General features: G+C 69.8%; 12 protein-coding genes and 1 pseudogene. 5 read left to right on the top strand and 8 right to left on the bottom strand.

The features are described from left to right. Position 1: 1 nt before the first annotated feature. Both ACFWX1_RS00800 and ACFWX1_RS00795 read left to right on the top strand, forming a co-directional pair. Positions 2-199, top strand: coding sequence for a hypothetical protein (locus ACFWX1_RS00800; protein WP_378382708.1), 198 nt, complete (start codon positions 2-4; stop codon positions 197-199). Between the two features lie 235 nt (positions 200-434). Next, the gene (locus ACFWX1_RS00795; protein WP_378382707.1) at positions 435-1,532 is read left to right on the top strand and encodes a hypothetical protein; all 1,098 of its coding nucleotides are present in this window, start codon (positions 435-437) and stop codon (positions 1,530-1,532) included. An 8-nt stretch (positions 1,533-1,540) separates the two neighbouring features. Here the strand turns inward: ACFWX1_RS00795 and ACFWX1_RS00790 are convergent, their stop codons facing one another. From ACFWX1_RS00790 to ACFWX1_RS00775, 4 genes are all read right to left on the bottom strand, one after another. After that, positions 1,541-2,542 (bottom strand): agmatine/peptidylarginine deiminase, encoded by a 1,002-nt coding sequence (locus tag ACFWX1_RS00790; protein WP_378382706.1) that lies wholly within the window; start codon positions 2,540-2,542, stop codon positions 1,541-1,543. Then, positions 2,539-4,362, bottom strand: a complete 1,824-nt coding sequence (locus ACFWX1_RS00785; protein WP_378382705.1) for an ABC transporter ATP-binding protein — start codon at positions 4,360-4,362, stop codon at positions 2,539-2,541. Before ACFWX1_RS00785 ends, ACFWX1_RS00790 begins: the two co-directional genes overlap by 4 nt. Before the next feature lie 148 nt (positions 4,363-4,510). Beyond that, a complete protein-coding gene (locus tag ACFWX1_RS00780; RefSeq protein WP_378382704.1) occupies positions 4,511-5,491 on the bottom strand; it encodes a dimethylarginine dimethylaminohydrolase family protein in 981 nt (326 codons plus the stop codon). Next, positions 5,488-6,237, bottom strand: coding sequence for a phosphatidylserine decarboxylase (locus tag ACFWX1_RS00775; RefSeq protein WP_378382703.1), 750 nt, complete (start codon positions 6,235-6,237; stop codon positions 5,488-5,490). Before ACFWX1_RS00775 ends, ACFWX1_RS00780 begins: the two co-directional genes overlap by 4 nt. A 602-nt stretch (positions 6,238-6,839) precedes the next feature. On the opposite strand from ACFWX1_RS00775, the gene ACFWX1_RS00770 reads away from it, so the two are divergent. Continuing rightward, a complete protein-coding gene (locus tag ACFWX1_RS00770; protein ID WP_378382702.1) occupies positions 6,840-9,737 on the top strand; it encodes an AAA family ATPase in 2,898 nt (965 codons plus the stop codon). Between the two features lie 92 nt (positions 9,738-9,829). Here ACFWX1_RS00770 and ACFWX1_RS00765 read toward each other — a convergent pair whose 3' ends face one another. The 3 genes from ACFWX1_RS00765 to ACFWX1_RS00755 form a co-directional block, all read right to left on the bottom strand. Beyond that, positions 9,830-11,050, bottom strand: coding sequence for a sulfite oxidase (locus ACFWX1_RS00765; RefSeq protein WP_378382701.1), 1,221 nt, complete (start codon positions 11,048-11,050; stop codon positions 9,830-9,832). A 63-nt stretch (positions 11,051-11,113) separates the two neighbouring features. Next, the gene (ligD, locus tag ACFWX1_RS00760; protein ID WP_378382700.1) at positions 11,114-12,058 is read right to left on the bottom strand and encodes a non-homologous end-joining DNA ligase; all 945 of its coding nucleotides are present in this window, start codon (positions 12,056-12,058) and stop codon (positions 11,114-11,116) included. 29 nt (positions 12,059-12,087) lie between these two features. After that, positions 12,088-13,020 (bottom strand): LysR substrate-binding domain-containing protein, encoded by a 933-nt coding sequence (locus ACFWX1_RS00755; protein ID WP_378382699.1) that lies wholly within the window; start codon positions 13,018-13,020, stop codon positions 12,088-12,090. Between the two features lie 245 nt (positions 13,021-13,265). Here ACFWX1_RS00755 and ACFWX1_RS00750 point away from each other — a divergent pair, with 245 nt between their 5' ends. Both ACFWX1_RS00750 and ACFWX1_RS00745 read left to right on the top strand, forming a co-directional pair. After that, complete coding sequence (locus tag ACFWX1_RS00750; RefSeq protein WP_378382743.1) at positions 13,266-14,045, top strand: polysaccharide deacetylase family protein; 780 nt, start codon at positions 13,266-13,268, stop codon at positions 14,043-14,045. 17 nt (positions 14,046-14,062) lie between these two features. Beyond that, positions 14,063-15,058, top strand: coding sequence for an NmrA family NAD(P)-binding protein (locus ACFWX1_RS00745; protein ID WP_378382698.1), 996 nt, complete (start codon positions 14,063-14,065; stop codon positions 15,056-15,058). Between the two features lie 32 nt (positions 15,059-15,090). Here the strand turns inward: ACFWX1_RS00745 and ACFWX1_RS00740 are convergent. Then, positions 15,091-16,999 (bottom strand): annotated as a pseudogene (locus ACFWX1_RS00740) (MDR family MFS transporter); the annotation flags it as partial. Positions 17,000-17,072: the final 73 nt, after the last annotated feature.

The raw sequence follows: 17,072 nt of genomic DNA, 5'->3' as shown, positions 1-17,072 counted from the left end.
CATGTACGACAAGGAAGAACGCACCACCGAGGACCCGCTCGGCGCGGTCCTGCTGCCGCGCCCGAGCGGCATCGGCAAGCGCAACCAGGCGCTGGCGGGCGGCGGGACCGCGATGAGCGCCAACCCGCTGATCACGCTGCAGGGCGACCCCGGCTCGCCCTCGGTCGCCACCGCGCTCACCGTGCTGCTCGGATCGTAGGCGAGGCGGATTTCCCGGGGTGGCGGCACCGGCCGGTACCGCCACCCCGGCTTCACCGGGAAATCGGCTGAGCGCTCACTCGAAATCGCGTAGCCTTTTCGCACGGCAATCACTGCGGCTCTCGGCGTAATGCGCTGAGCCGACGGGTTCCCTTGTGCGCACCGGGTCCGTTCCGATACTGTCATCAGGTCGATAAGCAAATGTCCGGGTCAATTTCGACGATGGAAGTGGCCTGATGATCAACGGCTTTCGCAGAAAGAGTCTTTCCCGTCATCGGGAAATCCGTGTTCCGGTAGCGCTGGGCGCCGCCGACGACCGGCTCACGCTTTGGGCGTCACCGGGCGAGTACCCGGTCTACGATTCCTACGACTACGACTACATGGCCGAGGACAAAGTATGTGAATCGGCCTACGAATCCGCGTTGCGCGCGGTGTCGGCCGGACGCACCGTGCTGGACATCGGCACCGGGCGTGACCTGGACTGGGCCACGCTGGCGCTGGAATACGGCGCGCGCCACGCCACCGCCGTCGAAGGCATGGAAAGCACGGCCGTGCTCGCGCGGAAAACACTGGAGAAATCGCCGTATCGCGATCGGCTCACCCTCGTGCGGTCCTGGTCGACCGAACTGGAAACCGATCGGCGTTTCGACCTCTGCGTTTCCGAGATCATCGGTTCGATCGGCGGTTCGGAGGGCGCGGCGGCCGCACTCGCCGACGCGCACGCGCGGTTGCTGGCACCGGGCGGGGTCATGGTGCCGGACCGGTGCGTGACGATGGCGGGCGGCATCTGCGTGCGGGATATCGTGCCGGATCTGGCTTTCCATCCCGAATCGCTACCCTATCTCGACCGGATTTTCGCGAGCACCGGTCATCCGTTCGACGTGCGGCTGCTGCTCAGCCATCCCACGCCCGAAGCGCTCTTGACCGACCACGCCCCGGTGGAAACCCTCGAATTCGCGGCGGGCGTGACCGTCGAAGCGGTCGAGACCGCCGAACTGACCGTCCACACGGCGGGCCGGATCGACGGGCTGCTGCTGTGGATCAACCTCTGGGCCCATCCGCAGGATCCGCCGATCGACGCGCTGGCCACCGAAACGGCGTGGGGCACCACCTATCTGCCCTGTTTCGACGAGCCCGTCGACGTCCGGCCCGGCGACCGGTTGTCCGTCCGGCTCGGACGGACGCTGAGCGACGACGGCCGGCATCCGGACTACCATCTGCGGGCCCGGCTGGAAACGGTGACCGGCACCCACCACGGTTCGTTCCTGTCCACCCATCACGGCCGGGTCTTCCGGAGCAATCCCTTGTACGAGGAGATCTTCTCCCTTCGTTGAGCCGGTTTTCAGCCCGGCATCGGCAGCTGCGCGGGGATCGGCTGCGTCAGGCAGCGGATGCCGCCCCCGCCCCAGGCGAGGGTGGCGGCGGGAACGCCGACGACCTCGCGCCCGGGAAACTCCGCCTCGAACAAGGCGAGCGCGGCCTCGTCCTCGGGCACACCGCCCACCGGCACCACCACGGCGCCGGTGGGCAGGGCGAAGTTCACGTAGTTCAACGCGATGGCCTCGTCCCCCAGATAGATCTCCGGGTACTGGGGAATCTCCACGACCTCCAGCCCGCGCCCGCGCGCGTCGGTGCTCGCGCGTAGCACGTCGAGATTACGCGCCAGCCGCGCCTCGTCCGGCTCACCGCAGTCCTTCCCGGTCTGCGCGAGCACCCGCCCCGGGGCGAGGAACGCCGCCACGCCGTCGACATGCCCGTCCGTCTCGTCCCCGAAAAGCCCGTGCGGCAGCCAGATCACCACCTCGGCGCCGTACGCCCCGGCCACGATCCGGGTCAGTTCTTCCTTGCCCAGAGCCGGATTCCGGCGGAGCAGGCACTCCTCGCCGACGATCAGCGTGCCCTCGCCGTCGGTGATCACCGCCCCGGCGTCCACCACCGCCGGCATCCGCCGGGACGGGACGCCGAGCAGCGCGCACAGTGCGCGCGCTACGGACGCGTCCCGCCGCCACGCGACGGCTTTCCGCCCCCAGCCGTCGAAACCGGCGTCCAGCCCGGTCACCACCCCCTGCTCACTCACCGCGAACACCGGGCAGGTGTCCCTCGCCCACAGGTCGTCGCAGGCCAGCTCGGCGACCCGCACCGCGAGGCCGCAGCGTTCCCGCGCCTGTTCCGCCACCGCGGGATGTGCCAGGACGAGCACGGGTTCGAACCGGGCGATCGTGCGTGCGACGGTGACGAACTCGCGCTGCACCCCGGCCAGCTGCCGTCCCCACACCCGGTACAGCCATGGCCACACCAGCACATGCGCGCTGTGGGGCTCCCATTCGGCGGGGACCCGGATCATCGGGACGGCCGGTCGCCGTTGGCCCGGGTCCCGGAGGCGTCGACCAGCTCGCGGTACACCGGATCCGAGCGCAGCAGTTCCTCGTGCCTGCCGACCGCGCGGACCTCGCCGTCCTCCAGGAAGACGAGCCGGTCCGCCTCCGCCGCGACCGAGAGCCGGTGCGTCACCGCGAGCACGATCCGGTCGCGCGCCTCGTGGGCGAGGGAGTCCAGCAGCACTCGCTCGCTGATCGCGTCCAGCTGCGACGTCGCCTCGTCCAGCAACAGCACGTCCGCGCCACGCAGCAGGGCGCGCGCGACGGCCAGCCGCTGCCGTTGCCCACCGGAGATCGACACGCCGCGCTCCCCGACTCGCGTGTCGAGACCCTCGGGCAGCGAATCGACCCAGTTCGTCAACGCCACCGAGCGCAGCGCCTGCCGGAGATCGGCTTCGGAACCCTCGGCGCCGTACAACGCCGCCTCGCGCACGGTTTCACCCAGCAACGGCGCTTCCTGCTGGACATACGCCAGCCGATGGCGCAGCTCGGCGCGGTCCAGCTCCCGCACGTCGACGCCGTTGAGCAGCACTCTGCCCTTGTCGACGTCCGCGAACCGCTCCATCAGGCTCAGCAGCGTCGTCTTGCCCGCGCCGGAGGTACCCACGAGCACCGTGAGGCCGACCGGCGCGACGAACCCGACGTCCCGGAGCACGGGCCGGTCCCGGTACCCGAACCACACTCCTTCGCAGCGCACCTCCGGCGGGCCGTCCGGTATCCGCGCCGCCGAGCCGGTCGTGACCGGCCGGGGGCGTTCGGTCGGCAGCTCCCGGATCTCCTCCACCCGGCGCACCGCGGCCAATCCCTCGGAGATCTCCGACGCGGCATGGAACACGGCTTCGACCGGCTCGTGCAGGTACATCAGGTACAGGAGGAAGGCGACCAGGTCGCCGACGCCGAGGGTCCCGTCCGCCACCCGCGTGGCGCCGACAGCGAGCACGATGAGAAAGGTCAGATCCACCGAAGCGCCCGCGATCACCTCGACCCAGGCCTCGGCGCGGACCGAACGCACTCCGGCGTGATAAGCGGCGTCGGCCTCCGACCCGATCCGGTGTTCCTCCGCGCGTTCGGTGCCGGACGCCTTGACCGTGCGGAAGGCGATCAGCACCCGTTGCAGCGCCGACGTCATCGACGCGACCCTCGCCTGTTCCTGCTCGACGGCCTCCCCCACCCGCCGCAGCGCGAACTTCTCGCCGAACGTGGTGACCGCGAAGAGCCCGACGACCAGGCCGAGCATGCCGAGATCGATCGTGCCCATCAGGACGATCGCGCCGAGCACCGCCACCGGCGCCGCCGCCGCGTTGATGACCGCGCCGCCGACCGTCTCCTGCAGCAACGTGGTGTCGCTGCCCACCCGGGAAAGGAAGTCGCCGACCGGGCGGCGTTCCACCGCGGCGACAGTCCCGGCCAGCACCCGCCGGGTCAGCCGGCGGCGCATGTCGCGGACGAGTCCCATGCCCGTCCGCCCGAGCAGGAAGGTGCAGATCCAGGACAGCACCATGCCGACGAGCGCGATCCCGGCGAGCATCAGCACCGGCCCGATCAGCCCGCGGCTGCCTTCCTCCAGATGCTCCATCACCCAGCGGGCGACCAGCGGTTGCACCAGGGTGGCGCCATGCGCGACCAGTTCCAGGACCAGCAGGCCGATGAGCAGGGGGCGAACGGGCCGCAAATAGCGCCAGAGCACCCGCAGCGCTTTGCGGTGCGTACCGGGTTCCGCGGCGTTCTCGGATCCGGTTTCGGTTTCGGGGTGCGGCGGTGCCTGCACGACGATCTCCTCGATCACACGAAGTCCGCGCGCGAAACGCGCGGAAGAACCGGAAATGGGCACCACAAGGTTTCGTCCCCGCGAGCGCGATTCCGCGTCCGGGCGCCGGCCGTGCCGCCGGGCCGTTTCCGGCGGAGCGGCACGATCGGCGCGCCGGCGACCGTCTTCAGATCAGCTGGAACGCGTAGGAATAGCGGTTGAGGTGCAGCACCATGCACGAGAGCAGCGCGCCGCCCTTGTGGTACTCACTGAGGTTGATCAAACTCAGCTCGAAGGCCAGGTTTCCGGCGATATCCTCCAGCGCGCGGTTCTTGCCGATCTCGGACTGGTAGTCCTCGGTCCCCACCTTCAGATCGTGGATGTGCGAGGCGTTGAGGATCGTGTTGTGCAGCCGCACCGAGTTGCAGATACCGGCATAGCACAGATCCGCGCTGACGTCGATGATCTCGGTGTACTGCTCGAGTTCGGCGATCTCGTCCTCCTCGTACATCTCGGTGCACACCAGTGTCTGTTCCCTGGTGATCGGGAAGACGGTGCAGTCGAGGTGATAGAGATACCGGTCGGTCGCTTCGAGTTTGACGACCTTCATGTCGAACTCGCGTTCCATCCAGTCGTAGGTCTCCCGCTGGGAACGCTGCCCGTATCCGCCGACGTAGACGTTGTCGTGGAGGTGTTTCAGCTCGGCCTCCCCCTCGAACCAGGTCTCCGGCACGAAGGTCCGGTACCCCATCGACTCGAAGAACGGGACGCCGACCGCGGTCTCCCCGCGCCGCGGCACCGAGGCGAAATTCGACACGACCACGGTGTCCTTGTCCGGCAGGTGTTCCAGCACGATCCCGAGGTTCGCGGTGAACACCAGGTCCTGCAGGCCGTCGGTCCGCGGGGTCGGCAGGACGTAGACCAGGGCGTCACCCGCGAGGAAGCCGTACAGCTCGAGGAACTGGGTCATCGCCTTCCGCGAGTCCGGAACCCGTTCGGCGTCGGCCAGTTCCTCCATCCAGATGTTGTTCGCCACGTCGGTGCGGTAGGAGAACGGCGCGTTGAGCAGGAACGCGGGGCGCTGCAGCTGGGTCGGGTTGGCCGCGGGCCGGTCCGGACCCGCGCCCACGGCGGGTTCCGCGGGCGCCTGGGTGGTCGTCGACGTCATCTCGCCGCTCCTTCCGCCGCGGCGGTGTCCCGGTCCGTGATCCGCACCAGCGGGTCGACGCCGCCCTCGACGTGATCCCCTGTCCGCTGCAGCGGCGCGAGGTCGTAGCGATCCGACACCGGGATGACCAGGTCCACCTGGGAGCCGTAGCGGATCTGGGAGAAGCGGTCTCCCTGGGAGACCGGCTGATTCTGTTTCAGGTCGAAGGGGGTGATCGAGTCCACGTCGTAGTCGGCGATCTGCAGGACGTAGTACGGCCCGTTCAGATCCGCGTTGTCGAACCTGTTCACCATGCGCTGGTTGTTGTGCAGGTACTCCGCGTCACCCGTGGCGATCCTGAGTTCCTCCACCAGTTCCTTCTCCACCGCGAGCATCGGGAGGTTCAGGGTGTCGATCGCATCGAGTTCCCGGTACGAGAGGCGCCCGGAGTAGGGCACCCGGTTGACGTGCACGTCGAAGAAGGTCATGAAGATACCGATGACCAGGCTCGTCTTGCCGTAGGCGGGATCGCGCAGCGCGTCCCGCAGGGAATACGGCTTCCCCTTGATGTCGACCAGGCAGTCGCCCGGCTCGACGACCTCCTGATAGAGGATGACCCCGTCCGCCGGCGAGAAGAAATAATAAGGGTCGATGTAGGCAGGCCGCGTCGGATCACGGAAGAAGTAGTACTGGGACAGCCAGGACAGCGATTTGTCCTGTACCGCGCGCACATCTGTCTCGATCCATTCTTCCAGAGACTTCGCCATATTTCGCAACTCCATCACGTGGCTCTCGCCGCCACGGGGACGCGCTCGTTCGAAAGCGCGCGCGGCGACGGTGAACAGAGGACGAAGAAAGACGAGGCCCGGCAAGACCTGATGCACACCAAGGCGAAACGTGGCCATGCGCCCCGGATGGCCGGATCCGGCCCCCGCCGCCGGTCACGATACTGCATCGCGGATATGAGCGGAAAGGGCCATTCGCCTGATCACACCGCCATCCGCGACGACCGCCGCGCACCACGCCGTCAATCGGCACACCGGGAAAAACACCCGGACGACCTGTCCGGGACAGGGACGTACCACACGCATACATTTATGCCGCCGCGCGCGAAACTCGTCGTGAACTGGGAAAAAGGCGCGAACGTCACTCCTCGGATCCGAGCGGGTGATTTCGTTACACATATCCGGAAACTTTTTCCGCGACGCGCGAAAGCGGTGGTACCGGACCGGACCCGCGCTCGATACCGGTGGACGCCGCCCACCGAGGACGTCTCCGCCCCTTATGTCCTGTCCAGCTGTCCTGTCCCGGCGCGGGGACGGCACCCGGCGGCCCGGTCGCCGCCGCCGGTGATCGCTATAGTCGCTCCGTGGCGCTTCGTTCATCGCGGGTGATCGGCCGGGAGAACGAACTCGGCGACCTCGCCCACGCGCTGGACTCCGCCGGGTCCGGGCGCGGTGGCGCGATCTTCCTGACCGGGGAAGGCGGGATCGGCAAGTCCCGGCTCGCCGCCGAGACCGCCGCCCGCGCGCTCGCCGCGGACATGCCGGTGCTGCGCGGACGGGCCAGCTCGATCGGCCCGATGGTGCCCTTCCGCCCGCTGGCCGAGGCCCTGCTCTCCCACTTCCGCGGCGGCTGCCCGCCTCCTGACCCTGAACTCGGCCCGTTCGTCCCGGTGCTCGCCCAGCTCGTCCCCGACTGGCGGGACGGCGACCGCCCGCACGACAACAGTTCGCTCGTCGTCCTGGCCGAGGCCGTGTACCGGCTCCTCGCCGTCACCGGGCGCGAGCGCGGCTGTCTCGTCGTGCTCGACGACCTCCAGGACGCCGACGCCGAAACGCTGTTCATCCTCGAATACCTCGTCGACAACCTGGCCGCCAGCCCGGTCCTGCTGGTCGGCACCCTGCGCGGCGACCCGCCGGGCGCCCTCGGGCTGGTGACCGCCGCGGTCCGGCGCCGGAGCTGCGTCCTGCTCGAACTCGACCGGCTCGGCCCCGAGGACACGAGGCGGCTCGCGGCCGCGTGCCTGGAGACCGAGGCGGGGAAGCTGCCCGACGCCGCGGCCGAGCTGCTGTGGCGCAACAGCGCGGGAATCCCCTTCGTGATCGAGGAACTCCTGCACGGAATGCTCAACGACGGGGTCCTCGTCGCGGGCAAGGACGGCTGGCGCACCAGCGGCGAACTGCGCGCCCGGGTGCCCGCGGCGCTGGTGAACAGCGTCGGCTCCCGCGTCGACCAGCTGGGCGGAGACGCCGAAACGCTGCTGTCGGTCGCGGCCGTCCTCGGGCACCGCTTCCCGCTTTCGGTGGTCCAGGCCGTGACCGGAATGGACGATCGGACCCTCCACAATCACCTCGGCGCCGCGGTGTCCGCGCATCTGGTCACCACCGACGAAACCAGTCCCGGCTGGTACGCCTTCCGGCATCCGCTCACCACCGAAGCCCTGCTCGCCCGCCTCGTCCCCGCCACGAAGGCCCGGCTCGCCCGCTCCGCGGCCGAGGTGCTCGAGGAGCAGTTTCCCGGGCTGCCCGGCGAACTCTGCGCGCTGGCCGGTTCACTCCGGCTGACCGCGATGGACGAACCGGGCGCCGGGGCGCTGTTCACCGAAGCCGGGCGGCGCGCGCTCGACGCCGGGGCGGCGGACTCGGCGGTGTCGTTGCTGTCCAAGGCACTGGACCTGCTCACCACCGCCGGCGCGGCCGCCAGGGCGGACGTCCTCGAAACCCTGTTGCGGGCGCTGGGCCAGACCGGGCAGTTCGATCGCGCGGTCCGGCTGGCCGACCGGTTCGCCGAGGTCGGCACCCTCGACCAGGTCGCGCACCTGCACACCCAGCTCGCCTGGGCCGCCTACGTCGCCGGGCGGCACGACGAATGCCTCGGCCAGCTCGAGCGCGCCCGCGCCCCGCTGGGCTCGGAGATGCGCGACGAACAGTGCGCGGCGATCGACGCGGTCGAGGCCAACCTGTGGCTCGACGTACCGGGGCGTGACCACACGCTCCGTGCCGAGCGGCTGGCCGCGCAGGCGTGGCGGATCGCCGAACGCGCCGACGCGCCGTTCGTCGCCTGCCAGGCACTCCAGGTGCTCGGCATGATCACGATCGAGCGCGACACCGAGGAGGCCTTCCGGTACCTGCGCCGCGCCCGGCGCGTCGCCGAGGAGCACGGGCTGCACCATCTGGGGGTCCAGGTCCTCGTCCGGCACGGCGGGCAGAGCATGATCGCGGACGGCGACGAGAGCATCCTCGAACTCGCCGGGACCGAGGCCGCGCGCACCGGCGCGATCACCCTGAGCTGCGCGGTCGCCGTCGTCCGCGCCATCCACGCCGTCATGCGCACCGACTTCGCCGGGGCGCGGGAACTGCTGGAGGCGAACCAGCCGGTGATCACCCGGCTCAGGCTCACCGCGCTGCGGCAGTACGCCCTGATGGTGCGCGCCGTGCTCGCCGCCCACCAGGCCGACCGCGCGGGTATGGAACGGGCGCTGGACGACTTCCGCGCCGCGGGCGGCGAGGACGCACAGGAGCGCGTGCTCAGCATCGGGATGGGGCGGGTGTTCTGTTCCCTGCTGGAGGAGGACTTCGCCCGTGCCCGCGACGAGCTGCGCCAGGTGTCTGCTTTGGAGGAACGCAAGCCCAGCCGGTTCCACCTCGCGGGCCAGCACGGCCTTCGGCTGCTGGTCGAAGCCGTGGCGGACACGGAACCGTCCGAAGTGGACTACGAATCGGCAGCGGGCGGGCTGCGCTGGAACCGCCAGTTCGCCCGGCTCGCCGAAGCGGTCCGGCTCGGGCGGCTCGGCCGCGTCGAGGAGGCGAACGCCGCCGCCACCCTCGCGCTGGAGGCCGCCGAGCTGTACCCGGTGGCCCGGCATCTCGCGCTGCGCCTGGTGGCCGCCTGCGCCGCCGCCGACGGCTGGGGCGAGCCCGTGACCTGGCTCAAGGAAGCCGAGGAATACTTCCACACCGCCGGGATCCCCGCCGTCGCCAGTGCCTGCCGGGGCCTGCTGCGCGGCATCGGTGCCCCGGTCCGGCAGCGCCGCACGGGCATCGACCGGGTGCCGGACGACCTGCGCGCGGCGGGGATCACCGTGCGGGAGTACGAGGTCCTGGTGCTGGTCGCCGACCGGCTGGGCAACAAGGACATCGCGCAACGCCTGCACATCTCGCCCCGCACGGTGGAGAAGCACGTCGCGAGCCTGATGGCCAAGGCCCAGCGCGCCGACCGCGCCGCCCTGGTCGACTACGCCGCGGGCCTCCCCGGCCTGCGGTGACACGCCTCCAGGTCCGTGAAGGACTCCTTACCGGCACTGAGCGCCGGTAAGGAGTCCTTCACGGCATGGCGACCCCGGATGTGCCAGCCGGGTCACGTGACGGTGACCGGGTGCGCGACGACCGCGCCGAACAGGTAGCCCTGGGTGTTGTACGGCGCGACGTCCGGCTGGGTGACACCGCTCGAATCCGTGGCCCGCGCGCGGACGGTGTAGGAACCCGGCCCCGGCGGGCGCCACGGAATCGCCCACCGCTGCCAGCCGTGCCCGGCGCCCATCGGGGTGGTGTGCCGCCAGGTCCGCCCGCCGTCGGTGCTGACCTCCACCCGCCGCACCCGTCCGGTCCCCGACCACGACCGGCCGCGCAGGACGTGCTCGCGGCCGCCGCCGAGGGTCGCCGCCCACGGCAGTTCGAACGCGCTCTTGGTGTTCTGCCGGGTGACCAGTTCGCCGCCGGCCGGATACCCGGGGCCGACGAGCCGGTAGTACTGCGTGTTCCACGGCGAGTACAGCGGCCGGTCCGCCACCTCGATCCGGCCGAGCCATTTGATCGACGAGATGCCGATCCAGTCCGGGACCACCAGCCGCACCGGGAAACCGTGGTCCGGCGGCAGGGGTTCGCCGTTCATCTCGTACGCGAGCAGCACGTCTCGGAGCGCCTTGCGCACCGGCAGCGGGCGCCGGACCCGGCCGAGGTTCACCCCGCCCGTGACGTACTCGCGGTCGAGGCCCTTCGGCAGGATGTCCACCGCGGACGTGGTCAGGCCCGCGCGGCGCAGCACCGTCCCGAGCGGCACGCCCCGCCAGCGCGCGACGCCGACCGCGCCGAGGCCCCATGCCGTGCCCTCGACCCGTTGTCCCTGCTGGCTGGTGAAGAAACTCCGGCCGTTCCCCGCGCATTCGATCCGCGCGGTGACCGTTCGCGAGGGCAGCCGCCGCAGGTCGTCGTAGCCGAACTCGACCGGGCGATCCTCGGGCGGCGCGCCACGCAGGCCGCTGCCCCACAGTTTCAGCCGCCAGCCCGCCGCGTCGATGCGAGGCGTCTCGGTGTGGTCCCGCACGAAGAACCGGTCGACCGGGACGAGCTCACCCTGCCCGCTCATCGACTCCCAGCGCATCTCCGCGTTGCTGCCGTAGACGACGAACTTGTCCGCGGGCAACGGTTTCACGATCGGGCTCGCCGCCGACGCCCGCCCCGTCCACAGTGGACCGGCCGAGACGGCCGCGCCCACCACCCCGGCCAGCCGCAACGCGGTACGCCGCGACAGCCCGGCCAGGCGGCTCCGGTCGTACTCGGTTTCTTCGGTCTCCCGCATGGGACGTCACGATGCCCTGGTCCGCGCCCCGCTGTCCTCCACGTCCATCAGGCGAGACAGCACTCAGGAGTCTTGCTGCTCGTCGAGTCCATCGCGGTCGGCCCATTCGAGGAGAGTCTCCAGCGAATACGCCGTGTCGTCGATTCCCGCGTGGAGGTCGCCGAGTTCCGCGAAGCGCGCGGGCACTGTCGCGATCGTGCAGTCCCGCGGTTCGACGTCGTCGATCTCGTCCCAGCGGATCGGGGTGGACACCGTGCCCTCGGGCACGCCGCGGACCGAGTAGGCGCTGGCGATCGTGTGATCCCTGGCGTTCTGGTTGTAGTCGACGAACAGCATCGCCGGGTCACGATCCTTGCGCCACCACGTCGTGGTCACGTCATCCGGCGCACGGCGCTCGACCTCCTTGGCGAAGGCCAGCGCCGCACGCCGGACGTCGGCGAATCCCCAGCGCGGTTCGATCCGGACGTAGATGTGCAGTCCCCTGCCGCCCGAAGTCTTGGGCCAGCCGGCCGCGCCCAGTTCGTCGAGCACCTCGTGGGCGACGTGCGCGACCCGCCGGACGCGGTCGAAGCCGCAGTCGGGCATCGGGTCGAGGTCGATCCGCCACTCGTCCGGCCGCTCGGTGTCGGAGCGTCGCGAGTTCCACGGGTGAAACTCCACAGTGGACATCTGGACCGCCCACGCGACGCTCGCCAGCTCCGTCACGCACAGTTCGTACGCGTGCCGACCGTAACGCGGGAAGTCCACGCGCACGGTCTCCAGCCACGGCGGCGCGCCGTGCGGGACCCGCTTCTGGTGGACCTTCTCCCCCGCCACGCCGGACGGGAACCGATGCAGCATGCACGGCCGCTCGCGCAGCGCGCGCACGATCCCGTCCCCCACCGACAGGTAGTAGTTGACCAGGTCGAGCTTGGTTTCCCCGCGGGCGGGGAAGTAGACCCGGTCCGGGTTGGAGACACGCACCGTCCGGTCCCCGACCTCGATCTCCACCGCGGAATCCTTCGCCATGGAAGAGAACGTAACCGCAAACCGGCCCGCTACGCCTCTTCTGCGCCGTTACTCGCGGGTCGCCGTCCGGCGGGTTGCCACTCGTGTGTCGTCGCACACCGCACGAAGCCGGCCACGAGCTTGGTGCCGTCGTCCGCCCGGGTGGCCAGTACGGTTTTGCTCGGCGCGATTCCCCGCAGCGGGATCAGCTCCAGGTCCGGCCGGACGAGCTGACCGTGGCTCAGCGCGACGACGGCGAGTGTCTGGCCGGACGCGACGAGTTCCCACGTGTCGTCGAGCGCGGGCATCGAGGGTCCGGCCGGAGTGACATGACCGTCCGGGCGTGGTTCGAGACGCCAGAAAGCCCGCACGTCCGGGTCGAGATCGGGTACCCACGGCATCGGCTCGTCGGCGATGTCCTCCATCGTGACGAATGCCCGGCCTGCCAGGCGGTGACCACGGGGGACCACGAGGAGCCGAGGTTCGTCGTGGAGCGGCGTGATGTGCAGGCCCGCCGTGGGGAACGGCAGGCGCACGACCGCGACGTCCACCTGCCGGTTGAGCAGGACCTCGGCCGGGCGCCGCCAGCCCAGATACATCGTCCGGACGGTGACGCCCGGGTGCGCACCCCGAAACTCGCGGACGACCGGGGTGACGACGAGGCCGGGTGAATAGCCGACCGTCAGGGAGCCGTGCCCAGGGATGTTCCGCGCGGCCGCGGTGGCCTCGGCCGCCGCACGCAGCAGCGCCCGCGCCTTGGGCAGGAACGCCTCACCGGCCTCGCTGAGCTGTGCTCCCTGCGCTGTCCGGTCCAGCAGTCTCACGCCGAGTTGCTGCTCGAGATCGCGGATCTGCCGGCTCAGCGTGGGTTGTCCGACATGCAGAGCCGCCGCGGCCCGGCCGAAGTGCGCGTGCTCGGCGACCGCCACGAAGTACCGGACGACGCGGAGATCGAGGTCCGGCGACGGCTTGAACTCACCCACCGCCGAATCGTAACCGGCCGGTCTTCGACAGCACCACTTACGCGGGCCAGGGCTGATGCGCACCAGGCATGAGCCTTGCAAAACCGGCATTGGATTCCGCCGGCCGCGGGAAGATAAATTGAGTCCACAAGCGACAGGAGCACGAAATGACTGTGGATTCCCGACCACGCCTCCGTCCACGAGATTCAGCTCTGTTCGCAGTGGACACACCTACGAAGTGGCCCGGAGGCAAGCAAGCCGCGGTGATGATCACCGCGGCGCTGGAACTGTGGTCGCCGGGCAGCTGGCCGCCGTATGCCCCGATGGCGGCCGCGTGGCCGACGCCGGGCCAGTACGACACGCACAGTGTGTCGTGGTCGGAGTACGGGGTGACAACGGGAGTCTTCCGCCTGCTCGACATTCTGCGCGCACACGAAACACCCGCCACATTCGGGATCAACGCGCTCGTAGCCGAACGCTTTCCCGAGTCGGTATCGGCGGTTTACGAATCAGGACACGAAGTCGCCGCCCATTCCTATGATCAGGACGTCATGCCGGCCGCCCTCGACACCGCGGCCGAGCGTGAGAACATCCGCACCTGCACGGAGATCCTCGAATCCCTCGGCGGAGTCCGTCCGGTCGGCTGGATGAGCCCGCGAGCCTGCGCCTCACCGCGGACCGCGGATTTGCTGGCCGAGGCCGGGTATACGTGGACAGGCGATTACAACGACCACGAATTGCCGCAAGTGGTGCCGACACCCGCCGGCCCGCTCGTCGCCATCATGCACAGCGAATTTTCCGACGTCCGCTTCTCCGGCACCCCGCGCGCGTTCCTGGACGTGCACACGGACCTGCTCGACCATGTGCTGAGCGCGCCGAGTCCCGGCATTCTCAACGTGACCGTCCACGCGCACGTCGGCGGCAGGCCGTTGTTGTCGGACATGTTCGATCGGCTCCTCGGCCAGATCGACAAGCATCGGGACGATGTCTGGCTCGCGACCCATCAGCAGGTCGCCGAGCTGATCCTCGACAACCACACGAGCTGAGCGGAGGAAACAGACCGATGTCTCGCACACTCGTCATCGGCGGAACCGGCGCCATGGGCAGCCGGGTCGTCCGGCGTCTCCTGCAAACGCCGGACGCGGAGGTCACCGTGTTCACTCGTGATCCCTCCTCGCCGGGGGCCGGGAAAATCCTCGATCTCGACCGCGACCGGGTCCGGCTCGTCGCGGGTGATCTGAACGTGCCTGAGTCCGTCACGGCGGCCATGGGTGACGTGGACCGGGTCTTCTGCAACACCGACTTCTTCGGTAACGGGAGCGTCCTGGCCGAACATCGCCAAGGAATCGCGGTTCTCGAAGCGGCGAGGGCCGCATCGGTCGAGAAGTTCATCTGGTCCTCGCTCGACCATGCCGCCGTCCTCACCGCCGGGAACACTCCTGTCCCCCACTACGACGCGAAGGCTTCGGTCGCCGCGCACATCGGCACCCTTCGCTCCGAGGAGCTGATGCAGCGCGACGCCGACGCGTGGTTCACCGATCACGTGTCGATCCTCACGACGTCTTCGTATTTCGAGAACCTCCAGTCGCGGCTCACTCCAGAGCCGGGTGTGCTTCCCGACGGCCGTGACGGCCTGGTGTTCACCCTTCCCCTCGGAACGGGAAAATATCCGCTCATCGGCCTGGACGACATCGCCTGGTTCGCCGGCTTCGTGTTCGATCACTGGCAGGACTGGGGAAGCCGCGATCTGGCGATCACCGCGGACAGCCTCACCGGCCACGAGATCGCCGAGACCTTCGAACGGGTCACCGGAACGCCGAGCGGCTACCAGCCCCTGTCGCTGACCACGCTGGAATCGTCCATGCCGGTCGCCGGGCACGATTTCGCCGCCATGTTCCGGTTCTTCCAGGAACGTGACGTCTTCCAGCTCGACCGCGATGTCGCGCTCCTGCGCCGGATCCATCCGAAGATGATGACCTTCGAGGACTGGCTTCGCACCACCGAGTGGGACGGCAGCAGGCAGGACGTGCAGAAGTTTCCCCTTCGCCCGCGCCGCTGAGCCGGCGCGCTGCCGGACTTCACCGGAGCTGCTCAGACCGCGACCGCGTGCTTGCCGTGCGGGCGGTCGTCGGCCGCCTGGTCGAGGATGCGGTTGGCCACCCGGCCGAGCGCCGCGTGCAGTTCGTCGTGTCCTTCGGGGCCCCAGTCCTGGAGCCGCTCGGCCAGCCAGTCCTTCCAGGCCCCGATGAGCTTGTCGAGTTCGGCGAGCCCGAGTTCGGTGGTCGCCCACTGGCCGCCGCGATAGGTCAGGTGCCCGGTCAGCTCCAGCCTCGCGAACGCGGGCTCGAACACCTCCGGCGGGACGCCGTAACGCTCGCCGATGACCGTCAGCGACGTCGGCTTGTCACGGCGTTCCCGCAGCCGTACCTGCCCGACGCACCACAGTCCGCCGCGGTCCAGTTCGCAGCCGGAACGCGCGACGATCCCGGCGGACGCCGCACGTCCCTCGCGCGCGAGGATCCGGCCCACCGCGCGTTCCAGGTCCTGGTCGCGGTCGCTCGGGTCCGGCATCGCGAAACCGTCGCCGAGGTCCGGGGCGCCGGCGCGGGCGGTGTCGCGCAGCGGGACCTCCTTGAGGAAGAAGGCCAGCACGAGCGCCACCAGGCCGACCGGCGCGGCGTAGAGGAACACGGAGTGGATCGAATCGCTGTAGGCCTGGATGTACGGGGCCGCCACCGGCTCCGGCAGTTTGTGTAGCGCGATCGGGACCTGCACGGCCTGCGGATTGATCCCGGGCGGCAGCGGGTGTTCCGCCGACGCCTTCGCCATGTTCGGCGCCAGCTGGTTGGCGTAGATCGTGCCGAAGATGGCCGCGCCGAACGAGGATCCCATGGACCGCAGGAAGGTCACCCCGGACGTCGCGACGCCCAGATCCCGGTATTCGGCGGTGTTCTGCACGACGATGACCAGCACCTGCATGCTCAGCCCGATGCCAAGACCGAGCACCGCGAAGTAGGCCGACATCTCCCAGAACCCGCTCGCCGGGGTCAGTCGCGAAAGCAGGTACAGCCCGGCCGTCAGCCCGACGCCGCCGAGGATCGGGAAGATCTTGTACCGCCCCGTCTTGCCGACCAGGTTGCCCGCGAAGACGCCCGCGATCAGCAGCGCGATCACCATCGGCAGCATCCGCACACCGGAGCTCGTCGCCGAGATGCCGTGCACGTACTGCAGATACGTCGGCAGGTAGGACAGCGCCCCGAGCATCGCGAACCCGACGACGAAGCTCAGGATCGCCGACACGGTGAACACCGGGTTCCGGAACAAGCGCATCGGCAGGGTCGGTTCCGTCGCCCGTTTCTCCGCGAAGACGAACAGCACCAGCAGGATCACCGAGCCGGCGGCCATGCCGATGATCGTCGGCGAGTCCCACGCGTACTGCGTCCCGCCCCAGCTGGTCACCAGCGTCAGCCCGGTCGCGGCGAGGCCGATGAGCAGGATGCCCAGGTAGTCGATCACCGGCTTCGCCGCGGCCTTCACGCTCGGCATCGCGCTCGCCGCGACGATCAGCACGACCACCGCGACCGGGACGTTGACGTAGAACGCCCAGCGCCACGAAAGGTGATCCACGAACAGGCCGCCCAGCATCGGCCCGAGCACCGTGACGACACCGAACACCGAGCCGAGGACACCCTGGTACTTGCCGCGGTCGCGCAGCGGGACGACGTCGGCCACCAGCGCGGTCGCGGTGACCATCAGCCCGCCCGCGCCCAGCCCCTGCACCGCCCGCGCCACGATCAGCCAGATCATGTCGTTCGCGAACCCGCAGAAGAACGAGCCGCCGGTGAACACGATCACCGACAGCTGGAACATCAGCTTGCGGCCGAACAGGTCGCCGAGCTTCCCGACGACCGCGGTCATGATCGTCTCAGCGAGCAGGTACGAGGTGATCACCCAGGACAGGTGCCCGGCGCCGCCGAGATCGCCGAGGGGAGGGGGGGGCGCGCGGGCCCCCCAAGAGGGGGGGCCCGCCCCCCCCCCCCAGCCCCCCGAGAGCCCCGCGCCCACCCCCCGTT

The sequence above is a fragment of the Amycolatopsis sp. NPDC059021 genome, assembly GCF_042739895.1.
GTDB lineage: Bacteria > Actinomycetota > Actinomycetes > Mycobacteriales > Pseudonocardiaceae > Amycolatopsis.
The sequence above is the reverse complement of the archived record's forward strand: the minus strand, read 5'-3'. Positions and strand labels throughout refer to the sequence as shown.

Coding starts and splice junctions, on each gene's coding strand:
- ACFWX1_RS00800 (WP_378382708.1), top strand. CDS start 2: ATGTACGACAAGGAAGAACGCACCACCGAGGACCCGCTCGGCGCGGTC.
- ACFWX1_RS00795 (WP_378382707.1), top strand. CDS start 435: ATGATCAACGGCTTTCGCAGAAAGAGTCTTTCCCGTCATCGGGAAATC.
- ACFWX1_RS00790 (WP_378382706.1), bottom strand. CDS start 2,542: ATGATCCGGGTCCCCGCCGAATGGGAGCCCCACAGCGCGCATGTGCTG.
- ACFWX1_RS00780 (WP_378382704.1), bottom strand. CDS start 5,491: ATGACGTCGACGACCACCCAGGCGCCCGCGGAACCCGCCGTGGGCGCG.
- ACFWX1_RS00775 (WP_378382703.1), bottom strand. CDS start 6,237: ATGGCGAAGTCTCTGGAAGAATGGATCGAGACAGATGTGCGCGCGGTA.
- ACFWX1_RS00765 (WP_378382701.1), bottom strand. CDS start 11,050: ATGCGGGAGACCGAAGAAACCGAGTACGACCGGAGCCGCCTGGCCGGG.
- ligD (WP_378382700.1), bottom strand. CDS start 12,058: ATGGCGAAGGATTCCGCGGTGGAGATCGAGGTCGGGGACCGGACGGTG.
- ACFWX1_RS00750 (WP_378382743.1), top strand. CDS start 13,266: ATGATCACCGCGGCGCTGGAACTGTGGTCGCCGGGCAGCTGGCCGCCG.
- ACFWX1_RS00745 (WP_378382698.1), top strand. CDS start 14,063: ATGTCTCGCACACTCGTCATCGGCGGAACCGGCGCCATGGGCAGCCGG.